Below are 11,300 nucleotides of genomic sequence, written 5' to 3' on the forward strand. Positions count from 1 at the left end.
CACTAAGCCCTCGAACGTTTCGAGGGCTTTTTAAATCCAGGCGTTGACATTGACTTTGCGGATAAAATCTTCCGTTTTCATGACTTCGTTTTTCACCGGCTCTTCCTCGTCCGATTTTTTTCCGACCAACCGCTCAAACAATTCCTTGTTGCCGGTGGCCAGCGCATAATCGATCAACGCCTGGCGCTCCACTTCTTCCGCTTGCCGCTTGATCAAATTTTCTTCCGATTCCAGATCGGCGGCGGGCACGTAATAATGCTTGTCTTTGGCAGGGACGCGGATAATGTAGTCGAAAGCGCTGTCCGAGTTCCGATCCCGCCCGATAATGTATCCGTACTCCCCAACGGGCAAATTCTGTTCGAACGAATCGTTCACGATCACGATCTTTTGGCCTAATCGAAACATGATGTCACCTCCCATGCCGATATGAGGGTACTATTATTTTATCATTATTAAAAAACAAGGGGTACCCCAAAATTCATCCCCCCAAAATTCATCCGTATGGGTTGTTTCATACGCCCACATCCCACCCACATCCCGCCAAGTTGACTGGTTTCATGGAATCCAGTATAATTTGGCGTGATAAAATTTCTTGGCGTTCATCATGCCTGTTCCGGCATGTTTGTGTGGCAAGTCGGAGGGAGGGAAATCAAGTGTCAGAAGTTCGGGTTCGCAAGAATGAATCTTTGGACAGCGCACTTCGTCGTTTTAAGCGTGCTACGGCGAAAGACGGTATCCTTGCTGAGGTCAGAAAGCGCAAGCACTACGAGAAACCCAGCGTCGCCCGGAAGAAAAAGTCCGAGGCGGCCCGCAAGAAGAAGAAATACTAAGGAGGCAGTCGTCTCGTGGGCTTGGCTGAACGTTTGGATGCTGACATGAAACAGGCGCTAAAAGACAAGGACAAAGTCCGCTTGTCGACGATTCGCATGATTCGTACAGCCATCAAAAACGCTGAAATTGATCAAAAAAAGACTTTGACGGATGAGGATATCCTCGCTGTCCTGAATCGTGAATTAAAGCAACGGCGTGATTCCCTCCAAGCGTTTCAAGACGCCGGGCGAACCGATTTGGTTGAGCAAGTGCAGCAAGAGATTTCCGTGATTCAGGAGTATATGCCCGCCCAATTGAGCGAAGACGAACTTCGGGAAATCGTTCTCGCGACGATTGCCGAAACAGGCGCTTCGACAAAGAAGGACATGGGCAAGGTGATGGGCGCCCTGATGCCGAAAGTGCAAGGACGCGCCGACGGGAAACTCGTGAATCAAATCGTACAGTCGCTTCTGACGCAATAATTTGACGGAATGAAACAAAAGCCATGTGCAAACGCGCATGGCTTACTTACATTTTGCTAGAAAAATGGAGACAGCAATTTACGGATCGTCGGACGGTACCGGGTACCGTCCGACTTTTGCCTTTAGGCCTGCGTACTACCCTTCCCGTTTGCGGCATATGGTTCTAAGAGAGAAGTCTGTCAAAAATCAAAGGCTATCATTGAAGACCGATAAATGCCGGGAGCAAAAAAGGAGGGTGAAATCTTGCGGGCATTTGAGCGGCTGCAGAATCTCGCCGCCAACCTGTTGGAGCTTCCCAAAGACGCGATTTACGATGTGCCGCGCCTCACTCTCGTGGGCGGATTGCAATTATTTGTTGAAAACCATACGGGAATTCTCGAATTTGACGATTCCAACATCCGGCTTGCCCATTCAAAGGGGGTGCTGCACATTACCGGCAGGCGTTTGATCATCAAATACATTCAATCTCACGAAATCCTGATTGAAGGGGAAATCAACGGGATCAAGTTTGGTTAGGGGGGCAAGCGATGCTCAGTCGATTGCTGCTTGATTATTACAAAGGATATGTGGTTGTGACCATCAGCGGAAAACGCCTGCCGGCGTTCCTCAGCCTCGTCAACGAACACGGCTTGTGGGTCCGTGACATCGTTTACCGCTCAAACAGCACGATTCAAATGACGATCCTGCGGAGCGATGTCCGCCGCCTCCGGCCTTTATTGCGGCAGACGGGGAGCAAAATCCGCTTTGGAAAACGGACGGGCCTGCCGTTTCTCTGGCAGCGTGCCTGGCGCAGAAAGTCGTTTTTGATGGGGTTCTCGGTCTTCCTTTGCCTGCTGTATGTCTTGACATCCGTCGTCTGGTCGGTGGAAGTGGAAGGAAGCGAAAAGCTGTCGCCGGAAACGATCCTGGCGGCGGCGGAAGCGGCGGGCATCCACAAAGGGGCCTGGATCGGGAGGCTCCCCGACAACGAGGTTTTGCAAGCCGAAATTTTGGACAAAGTTCCGGAACTGTCGTGGGTGGGGGTAAGCAGACAAGGCACCAAAATCCGCATTCAGGTCGTGGAAAAAATCGCGCCTCCTCCCCCCGCACCGGATGCGCCGCAACACATCGTGGCATCGAAAAAAGGAGTGATCGAGAAAATCTTGGTGCAAAAAGGGATCGCCAGCGTGCAGAAAGGCCAGTTGGTCAACCCGGGGGATATTGTCATCTCCGGAAGTCTCGGGGACGGCAAGACGTCCGTTCACGCAAAAGGGGTTGTGGAGGCCAAGGTGTGGTACACCACCCAATTGCAGATTCCTCTGGAGCAGGTTCGAAAAATCTATACCGGGCAGGCTTTCCGAAAAGATTATCTGGTGTTCGGTTCGTTCCCGGTCCAAATCTGGGGCTACGGGCAGACCCCTTATGCTCATTTTGAGGAACAAGCGGCGGACAGGGAGTTTTACGTCGGTTCGCTGGCGATTCCGGTCAAGCTTCGGAAAGTGGACGTAAAAGAAACGTTTGAAGACAAAATTCGCCTGACGGAGGAAGAAGCCAAAAAAGAAGCGCTAAAGCGGGCAGAGGCGGACGTATTGGCGAAGACAGGGGAAAATGGGCGAATTGCTTCGCAAAAAATTTTACATCAGCGAATCGAGCATGGTAATCTATATACAAAAGTTTTGACTGAAGTCATCGAGGACATTGGGAAACCCCAGCCATTTTAGAGAAGGAGAGAAACGATTGAATACGGTTACCCGTAAAATTTCCCTCCAGCAAAATCAGGAGGCAATTCAAATCTTTGGTCCGAATGACGCAAATCTCAAACACATCGAAGCGGAATTCGGGGCGAAGCTAGTTGTGCGAGGCGGGGAGATCTCGATCACCGGAGCGCAGGAGGAAGCGGACGCGCTGCAGCAGCTGTTTCAAGTCCTTGCCCAACTGGTGAGAAAGGGAGTAACGATCGGGGAACGCGAGATCGTGTATGCGATTGAAATGGCCAAACAAGGTTCGGCCGAACAGCTTTTGGAGCTGTATACCGAAGAAATCGCGACCACGGTGAAAGGCAAACCGGTTCGGGTCAAGACTCTCGGACAGCGCTACTATATCCAGGCGATCCGCAAACGGGACATTGTGTTCGGGATCGGTCCGGCGGGTACCGGAAAAACTTACCTGGCGGTAGTGATGGCTGTCATGGCTTTGAAGAAAGGCCAGGTCAGTAAAATTGTCCTCACCCGTCCGGCTGTCGAAGCCGGAGAAAACCTCGGTTTTTTGCCGGGCGATTTGCAGGAAAAGGTGGATCCGTATCTGCGTCCTTTGTATGACGCTTTATACGATGTGCTTGGAACGGAAAACGTGCAAAAGTCGATGGAGCGCGGAATCATCGAAGTGGCGCCGCTGGCGTACATGCGCGGCCGTACGCTTGAGGACTCGTTTGTGATTTTGGACGAAGCCCAGAACACCACTCCCGAGCAGATGAAAATGTTCCTGACGCGGCTGGGGTTCGGTTCGAAAATGGTGATCACGGGCGACATCACCCAAATCGACCTGCCGCGGGGCAAATTGTCGGGACTGAAAGAGGCGTTGCGGATTTTGCAAGCAGTCAAGGAAATCTCCTTTGTCTTCCTGACCGAACAAGACGTTGTCCGGCATCATTTGGTGCAAAAGATCATCGCTGCTTACGCGGCTGACGACGAACAACGTGCGGCAACTCCCGAAAGCGGGAAGTAAGGAGTCGAGGAAAATGGGGTTTAAACTGGAAAAAACCATTCGGCCGATCACGCTGGATCCCGAATTGAAACGGAGTGGCGGGATGCGTGCCGCCATCTACTCGGGTTTGTTGCTGGCGTTGTTTTTCGTGTTCTATGGGGATGTGATTCCCACCCGTTACAATTACCAGGTGGGGGACATCGCGCAAGTTGACATTAAAGCGCCAACCGATGCGATCAACACGGCCGAAACGGAGCGCAAAAGGCAGGAAGCCTTAAAACAGGTGCCGAAACAGTACTATCTCGATCCTGCAGTGGAAGAAAAAGCGCTGGCGGAGGTGCGGAAGCTGCTCGAGACAGCCGAGCAACTCACCGCCAACTCAGCCCTTTCGGCCAAGCAAAAACAGGGTGAACTGCAAAAACTGCCGTTTGCTGTCAAAGTGAAGGAAGAGGTGTTGGCCAAGCTTCTCAACGTCCCGCAAAGCCAGATGTCCAGCATCAAAAACGAGACAAGCCGCCTGATTTCTTCTTTCCTGAGCAAAGAGTTTCCGGAAGAATCGCTGGCGCAGGCAAAAACCGTGCTGGACAGCCAGTTGGTCAGCGCCGATCTTGAAACGGACGCCCGGTTGATCGTTCGCGACCTGGTGCTGGCTTCGTTGCGTCCGAATATGGTGTACGACCAAAAACAGACGGAAGAGCTGCGGGAAAAAAAGCTGAGGGAAGTTCAGGAAGCCCGGATCTTCAAGGGTGATCTGGTCGTGCGCAAGGGGGAACAGATTACGGAGGAAAAACTGGGGCTCTTGCGTGATCTGAAACTTCTGGCGGAACAGCCCAATTACAAAATTTACGCCGGGCTTGTCGCGCTGCTGGCATTTTCGTTGGCGATCATCGAAGCCTATTTGCATGTCGCACGATCGAGGCTTATAACCGACAACACTTTGCTGTTGCTGCTGTGTCTCGTCATTTTGCTGACAGCCCTTTGCATGAAAATCGTATCCCTGGCCGCGCCGCTCAACGCGCAGGCGATCGGGTATCTGGCCCCGCTTGCCATGGGCACCATGCTGTTGACCATTCTGTTTGACGCCTCCCTGGCCATCGTCGGGGGCATTGTGTTCACGTTGTTTGCGGCCTTGTTGTTTGATTACCGGTTTGAATACCTGTTCGTAAGTCTGGTGTCGTCCTTAACCGGAGTGTTCGCCGTCGCCCGCGTCAAACACCGCCATGTGATCATGCGTGCGGCGTTTGTAATTGCCGGCGTGAACCTGTTTGCCATAGCGACGGTCCAGTCGCTTCTGTCGTCGGTCAATTTCAGTTGGCAGGGGCTGCTTGAGGCGCTGCTCTTCGGTTTGATCAACGGCTTTCTGTCGGGCATTCTGACGATCGGGATACTGCCGTTTTTGGAGAGTTTGTTCGGCATTTTGACGCCGATCAGCCTGCTTGAATTGTCGAATCCCAACCATCCGCTGCTGAAAAAATTGTTGATGGAAGCTCCCGGAACGTATCATCACAGTTTGATTGTCGGCAACTTGGCGGAAACGGCCGCCGAAATGGTCGGAGGAGACCCGCTGTTGTGCCGGGTGGGCGGATATTTTCACGATGTGGGGAAAGCGAAGCGGCCGATGTTTTTCATCGAAAATCAAAACAGCCGGGAGAATCCGCACGAAAAAGTCGCCCCCAGTTTGTCGCATCTGATCATCACTTCCCACGTGCGGGACGGTGTCGAGTTGCAGGAACAATACCGGCTGCCGAAACCGATCCGCGACATTTGCCAACAGCATCACGGCACCACCGTACTGTGGTATTTTTACAACAAAGCATTGGAACAGGACAAAAACAGCAATTTGAACGTTGACGACTTCCGCTATCCGGGTCCCAAACCGCAGACAAAGGAAGCCGCGATTATCATGTTGTGCGATTCGGTGGAAGCGGCTGTCCGTTCCATGAGCCGGCCGACACCGAACCGGATCGAAGCGGTGATTCGCAAAATCATCAAAGATCGTCTGCATGACGGCCAGTTGGACGAATGCGACCTCACCCTGAAAGATCTGGACAAAATCGCGGAAGCGTTGATGATCACGTTGAACGGCATTTATCACACGAGGATTGAGTACCCGGATCCGGTTCCGGGCGCGAAGTAGGGAGGGAAGCACACTTGACCACGGAAGGTACGCGTGTGATTGTGGAAGTGATCGATGAAGTCAACGCCGGTTTTTCGTCTGACGTGGCCGGGCTTCTGACGAAAGCGGTGGAGGCGGCGGCGGCATACGAAAAAATTGGAGCCGGCGAAGTCGTGGTGTCTCTGGTGGATGACGAAAGGATCCGTGAGTTGAACCGGACCTACCGCAACAAAGACGCCGCGACGGACGTCCTGTCATTCGCTCTCCGGGAATCGCACGGAGAGGAACCGGCTATCCTGTTCGCAGAAGAAGACGGCGTTGCCGCGGAGCCGCTGGGCGACATCGTCATCTCCGTTCCGACGGCTGTCCGACAAGCGGAAGAATACGGTCACAGCGTGGAAAGAGAGCTGGCGTTTTTGGCCGTTCACGGCTTCCTTCATTTGATCGGATACGATCATATGACGGAAGCGGACGAGCGGGAAATGTTTGGGCGGCAGGAGGAAATCCTTGCGAACATCGGTCTGACAAGAGGGTGACGGTAATGCGCTGGCTCACGGGATTGCTGAAAAGCCTCGGTCATGCGTCCGACGGCATGACTTATACCCTCGCTACCCAGCGAAATATGCGGATTCATTTCGGCATAGCGTTTCTTGTGATGATCTTCTGCCTTGTGCTGGATGTGTCAAGGTCGGAGATCATTCTCGTATTTTTTGCGGTCGTTCTGGTCATTGCGGCAGAGTTGCTAAATACCGCCATCGAATCGGCGGTGGATCTCGCGACCGGCGAATGCCACAAACTCGCCAAGATCGCCAAAGACACGGCGGCGGCCGCAGTCCTGCTGACCGCACTGCATGCCGTCATCGTGGGATTGCTGGTGTTTCACGACAAATTGTGGCCGCTCCGGATCCGCTCCCTGGCATCGTCCGGAGCCGAATGGTACCTTGTGGCGCTGGGGCCGGTGATGCTGCTGTATTTTATCGTCCGGACGCTATTCACACGCAAAAGGAGGCGATCGGGTTGAACGACAAACAATTGGTCGAATTGGCGCAACGAGCACGGGAAAAAGCGTATGCGCCGTATTCGAAATTTCCGGTCGGGGCCGCCGTCCTGACCGAAGACGGGGAAGTGGTAACCGGCTGCAATATCGAAAACGCCTCGTACGGTTTGACCAATTGCGCGGAGCGCACGGCGATTTTCAAATTGATTTCGGAAGGAAAATCCGGCATTCGGGCGATCGCGGTTGTCGCCGACACGCCCGGTCCGGTTCCGCCGTGCGGCGCTTGCCGGCAAGTGCTGGCCGAATTTTGCGAGCCCGGCACGAAAGTGATTCTCAGCAACCTAAATGGACAAAGTAAGGTTACAACGGTGGGAGAGCTTCTGCCATTTTCTTTTTCGAAGGAGGACCTCTATGGCGGCAACGAAATATAAATCCGGGTTTATCGCATTTGTGGGGCGGCCCAATGTCGGCAAATCGACGCTGCTCAATCAAATCGTCGGGCAAAAAGTGGCGATCATGTCGGACAGGCCGCAAACCACGCGCAACCGGATTCGCGGCGTGTACACCACCGAAGAAGGACAAGCTGTCATTCTCGATACGCCCGGCATCCACAAACCGCACCACAAACTGGGCGATTACATGGTCCGGACGGCGCTTAACACGTTAAAAGAAGTCGATTTGGTCTGCATGCTGGTGGATGCGACCGAAAAAAAAGGTCCCGGCGACGAATTCGTCATCAGGCAGTTTTGGCAGATCGACACGCCCGTTTTTCTTTTGATCAACAAGATTGACGCTGTCCCGCGCGAACGCTTGCTGGAGATCATCGCCAGCTACAAAGACGAATACCCGTTTCGGGAAATTATCCCGATTTCCGCCCTCACAGGCGAAAATGTGGAGCGGTTACGTTCGTTGATTTTCAAAAACTTGCCGGAGGGACCGCAGTATTATCCGGCCGATCAGGTCACCGACCACCCGGAGCGTTTTGTTGTCGCGGAACTGATCCGGGAAAAGGTTCTTCATTTGACCCATGAGGAAGTGCCGCATTCCGTGGCTGTGGAAGTCGAACAGATGCAGTACCGCGAAGAGAAGGATCTGCTGTACGTCAGTGCGGTGATTTATACGGAAAGGAATTCGCAAAAAGCGATTTTAATCGGAAAAAATGGCCATATGCTGAAGGAAATCGGCAGACGCGCACGTGCGGACATTGAGAACCTGTTCGGTTCCAAGGCTTATCTCGAGTTATGGGTGAAAGTCAAAGAAGACTGGCGCAACCGTGAGGTCGTGCTGCGAAACTTCGGATTTTCCGATACGGAGTAGCATCGGTTTTCATTGCTGGGAAGTTTTCCATAGTATAGAGCGGGTGGGTTCCGTAGATTCTAACGGTACCCACGTTAGGGAGACGCAAACACCGTCTTGCAGAACCAGAAAGGATGAGCAGGATGCGAGACTTTTCGTGGCGCTATTTTTGTGCTACAGGCGAGATCGATGCTTATCTTCTGTACAAGGAATACGAAGCTGTCAACGGTTATAAGGAAGTGTCTGCCGCACAGAGCGAAGAGGACTTAACGGCAGAGGAACCGAAATAAAGGAATTTCCCCAGTTGATCCCGAATACAAACTTCTGAATCGAATTTGCTGGAAATGAGGCGTCATCCCTTGGAAAAGACGGAAGGAATCGTATTGCGGGCGATCGATTACGGGGAAACCAACAAAATCGTAACGCTGTTGACGGCCGGCTTCGGAAAAATAGCCGCTTTCGCCAAAGGGGCCAACAAACCGCAATCGCGTTTCGTGTCTGTTTCGCAACCGTTTGTGCATGGGCAATGGTTGCTGTATGGCGGGAACACTGGGATGTTTTCCGTTGCCCAGGCCGATTTGCTCAATTCCTTTCGCGCCATCCGGGAAGACCTGCAGCTGGTCGCATACGCAGCTTGCATGACCGAATTGGCGGACCGGGTGCTGGAAGAGCGGCAGGCTGCTCCGGGCGTGTTCCGGTTGCTGCTGCACATGCTGGAATATCTCGCTGCGGGGAAGGACCCGGATGTATTGCTCCGCATCTTCGAGATGAAGATGCTGGATGCAGCCGGCGTTCAACCCGAATTGGGGCGTTGCGGCCATTGCGGCAGGCGTCTCGACAGCGCGATTCGGTTTTCGATCCGGCAGGCTGGGCCGCTGTGCGAACGATGCCATGATTCCGACCCTCACGCGGTTTGGATGAAACCGGCCGCGTACAAATTGCTTCGGTTATTTCAAATCGTGGACACGGCGCGTCTGGGGAATATAAGGGTCGGACAAGAAGTCAAACAACAATTGGACAAGATACAACGTCAGTATCTTGAAGAACATGGCGGGATCTGTTTGAAATCCCGTCAATTTTTGGATCAATTGATCAAATACGGACTTTAGGAACAAATGTATGAACGAATTTTGCAGAACGAATTTGCAAGAACGAATTTGCAGAACGAATTTGCAAGTTTGACTTCACAAACAGGATTTGCTACAATGATTCCCAACTGATTGAATTCGATATTGAGCGGCTGTGAAGGACAGGAGTAGTGAACGATTGCCATCCAAGCGAGCCGGGGACGGTGGGAGCCCGGTATGGACGGTTCATGAACGGGCGGTCCGGAGCCGGGTTTTTCGTGAAAGTGGGCGTTCCTTTCGGAATGCCAACTAGGGTGGAACCGCGGGAGGACAACTCTCGTCCCTAGCATTGAGGTGCTGGGACGGGAGTCATTTTTTTGTCCGCGAAAAATGCCGGAAATTTTGTCTACTCGAGAGGTGTAAAGCGATGGGTGAACGGGATGTGACGATGGATCAGATTGTTGCTTTGGCAAAGCACCGGGGATTTATATTTCCCGGTTCCGAAATTTACGGGGGGCTTGCCAACACATGGGATTACGGACCGCTTGGCGTCGAACTCAAGAACAATGTGAAAAAAGCATGGTGGAAAAAGTTTGTTCAGGAATGCCCGTACAACGTCGGGCTTGACGCCGCGATTTTGATGAATCCGCAGACTTGGGTCGCATCGGGCCATGTCGGCAATTTCAACGATCCGATGATCGACTGCAAAAACTGCAAAGCGAGACATCGGGCCGATAAGCTGATCGAGGGCGCCCTTGGGGAAAAAGGGATCGAAATGGTCGTTGACGGCTTATCGTTTGAGGAAATGACCCGCCTGATCAAGGAACACGACATCGCGTGTCCGGACTGCGGCGGGAAAGATTTTACGGACATCCGCCAGTTCAACTTGATGTTCAAAACGTTCCAGGGGGTAACCGAGTCCTCCGCCAACCAGATCTACCTCCGGCCCGAGACGGCGCAGGGAATCTTTGTGAATTTCAAGAATGTCCAGCGGACCATGCGGAAGAAGCTTCCCTTCGGGATCGCCCAGATCGGGAAAAGTTTCCGAAACGAGATCACGCCCGGGAATTTCACCTTCCGCACCCGCGAATTCGAGCAGATGGAGCTTGAATTTTTCTGCAAACCGGGAGAAGACCTCAAGTGGTTTGACTATTGGCGCGATTTCTGTTTCAACTGGCTGCTCGGTCTTGGCATGACGGAACAGAACATCCGCCTGCGCGACCATTCCCCCGAAGAGTTGTCGCATTACAGCAACGCGACCACCGATATCGAATACAAATTCCCGTTCGGTTGGGGAGAGCTGTGGGGCATTGCCGACCGGACCGATTTTGACCTGAAGCAGCATATGGAACATTCCGGCGAAGATTTCCACTACCTCGATCCGGAAACGAACGAGAAGTACATTCCGTACTGCATCGAACCGTCCTTGGGGGCGGACCGCGTCACGCTGGCGTTTTTGATCGATGCCTATGACGAAGAAGATCTTGGCGATGGCGACAAACGGACCGTGTTGCGCTTCCACCCCGCCCTTGCGCCGATCAAGGCCGCGATTCTGCCGTTGTCGAAAAAATTGTCCGAGGAAGCGGTTAAAATCTATGAGGTGCTGTCGGCTGAATTCAACTGCGATTTCGACGAAACGGGTTCCATCGGCAAACGGTACCGGCGGCAGGACGAGATCGGTACGCCGTTTTGCATCACTTACGACTTCGATTCGCAGACGGACGGTCAAGTGACGGTGCGGGAACGGGATTCGATGCAACAGGTCCGCCTGCCGATCCCTGAATTAAAGGAGTATCTGTTGGAAAAAGTGAAGTTTTAAAAGCCATGAATACATGTTCATGGCTCTTTTT

14 protein-coding genes are annotated in these 11,300 nt (G+C 52.9%); 13 read left to right on the forward strand and 1 reads right to left on the reverse strand.

Annotated features, from left to right (window positions below):
- Positions 1 to 30: 30 nt before the first annotated feature.
- The gene (locus tag AC4ED1_RS05595; protein ID WP_490936522.1) at positions 31 to 405 is read right to left on the reverse strand and encodes an ATPase; all 375 of its coding nucleotides are present in this window, start codon (positions 403 to 405) and stop codon (positions 31 to 33) included.
- A 248-nt stretch (positions 406 to 653) separates the two neighbouring features.
- Between AC4ED1_RS05595 and rpsU the strand changes: the two genes are divergently transcribed.
- The 13 genes from rpsU to AC4ED1_RS05660 all read left to right on the forward strand — a co-directional run bounded on the left by rpsU (position 654) and on the right by AC4ED1_RS05660 (position 11,269).
- On the forward strand, positions 654 to 830 hold the full coding sequence (rpsU, locus tag AC4ED1_RS05600; RefSeq protein WP_490936524.1) for a 30S ribosomal protein S21: 177 nt from the start codon (positions 654 to 656) through the stop codon (positions 828 to 830).
- Positions 831 to 845: 15 nt separating this feature from the next.
- Positions 846 to 1,292, forward strand: a complete 447-nt coding sequence (locus AC4ED1_RS05605; protein WP_490936526.1) for a GatB/YqeY domain-containing protein — start codon at positions 846 to 848, stop codon at positions 1,290 to 1,292.
- Between the two features lie 243 nt (positions 1,293 to 1,535).
- Positions 1,536 to 1,808, forward strand: a complete 273-nt coding sequence (gene yqfC, locus AC4ED1_RS05610; RefSeq protein ID WP_490936528.1) for a sporulation protein YqfC — start codon at positions 1,536 to 1,538, stop codon at positions 1,806 to 1,808.
- Between the two features lie 11 nt (positions 1,809 to 1,819).
- Positions 1,820 to 2,992 carry a sporulation protein YqfD gene (yqfD, locus tag AC4ED1_RS05615; RefSeq protein ID WP_490936530.1) on the forward strand — a complete coding sequence of 391 codons (1,173 nt, stop codon included), beginning with the start codon at positions 1,820 to 1,822 and terminating at the stop codon, positions 2,990 to 2,992.
- Between the two features lie 16 nt (positions 2,993 to 3,008).
- A complete protein-coding gene (locus AC4ED1_RS05620; protein WP_490936532.1) occupies positions 3,009 to 3,995 on the forward strand; it encodes a PhoH family protein in 987 nt (328 codons plus the stop codon).
- Between the two features lie 13 nt (positions 3,996 to 4,008).
- Positions 4,009 to 6,111, forward strand: a complete 2,103-nt coding sequence (locus tag AC4ED1_RS05625; RefSeq protein WP_490936534.1) for an HD family phosphohydrolase — start codon at positions 4,009 to 4,011, stop codon at positions 6,109 to 6,111.
- Between the two features lie 14 nt (positions 6,112 to 6,125).
- Positions 6,126 to 6,626 (forward strand): rRNA maturation RNase YbeY, encoded by a 501-nt coding sequence (gene ybeY, locus AC4ED1_RS05630; protein WP_490936536.1) that lies wholly within the window; start codon positions 6,126 to 6,128, stop codon positions 6,624 to 6,626.
- Positions 6,627 to 6,631: 5 nt separating this feature from the next.
- Positions 6,632 to 7,111 carry a diacylglycerol kinase gene (locus AC4ED1_RS05635; RefSeq protein WP_490936537.1) on the forward strand — a complete coding sequence of 160 codons (480 nt, stop codon included), beginning with the start codon at positions 6,632 to 6,634 and terminating at the stop codon, positions 7,109 to 7,111.
- Positions 7,108 to 7,518, forward strand: a complete 411-nt coding sequence (locus AC4ED1_RS05640; RefSeq protein ID WP_490936539.1) for a cytidine deaminase — start codon at positions 7,108 to 7,110, stop codon at positions 7,516 to 7,518. The genes AC4ED1_RS05635 and AC4ED1_RS05640 overlap by 4 nt, the downstream gene beginning before the upstream one ends.
- The gene (gene era / locus AC4ED1_RS05645; RefSeq protein WP_490936541.1) at positions 7,499 to 8,404 is read left to right on the forward strand and encodes a GTPase Era; all 906 of its coding nucleotides are present in this window, start codon (positions 7,499 to 7,501) and stop codon (positions 8,402 to 8,404) included. Before AC4ED1_RS05640 ends, era begins: the two co-directional genes overlap by 20 nt.
- Before the next feature lie 122 nt (positions 8,405 to 8,526).
- Positions 8,527 to 8,673: a YqzL family protein gene (locus AC4ED1_RS05650; RefSeq protein ID WP_490936543.1), complete on the forward strand. Its 147-nt coding sequence runs from the start codon at positions 8,527 to 8,529 to the stop codon at positions 8,671 to 8,673.
- Between the two features lie 69 nt (positions 8,674 to 8,742).
- On the forward strand, positions 8,743 to 9,492 hold the full coding sequence (recO, locus tag AC4ED1_RS05655; protein ID WP_490936545.1) for a DNA repair protein RecO: 750 nt from the start codon (positions 8,743 to 8,745) through the stop codon (positions 9,490 to 9,492).
- Between the two features lie 385 nt (positions 9,493 to 9,877).
- Complete coding sequence (locus AC4ED1_RS05660) at positions 9,878 to 11,269, forward strand: glycine--tRNA ligase (RefSeq protein WP_490936547.1); 1,392 nt, start codon at positions 9,878 to 9,880, stop codon at positions 11,267 to 11,269.
- Positions 11,270 to 11,300 lie beyond the last annotated feature (31 nt).

Source organism: Effusibacillus sp. SKA8, assembly GCF_058273125.1.

Excerpts from the sequence above, each read along its gene's own strand:
- AC4ED1_RS05595 (WP_490936522.1), bottom strand. The coding sequence starts at position 405 with ATGTTTCGATTAGGCCAAAAGATCGTGATCGTGAACGATTCGTTCGAA.
- yqfD (WP_490936530.1), top strand. The coding sequence starts at position 1,820 with ATGCTCAGTCGATTGCTGCTTGATTATTACAAAGGATATGTGGTTGTG.
- AC4ED1_RS05625 (WP_490936534.1), top strand. The coding sequence starts at position 4,009 with ATGGGGTTTAAACTGGAAAAAACCATTCGGCCGATCACGCTGGATCCC.
- AC4ED1_RS05635 (WP_490936537.1), top strand. The coding sequence starts at position 6,632 with ATGCGCTGGCTCACGGGATTGCTGAAAAGCCTCGGTCATGCGTCCGAC.
- era (WP_490936541.1), top strand. The coding sequence starts at position 7,499 with ATGGCGGCAACGAAATATAAATCCGGGTTTATCGCATTTGTGGGGCGG.
- AC4ED1_RS05650 (WP_490936543.1), top strand. The coding sequence starts at position 8,527 with ATGCGAGACTTTTCGTGGCGCTATTTTTGTGCTACAGGCGAGATCGAT.
- AC4ED1_RS05660 (WP_490936547.1), top strand. The coding sequence starts at position 9,878 with ATGGGTGAACGGGATGTGACGATGGATCAGATTGTTGCTTTGGCAAAG.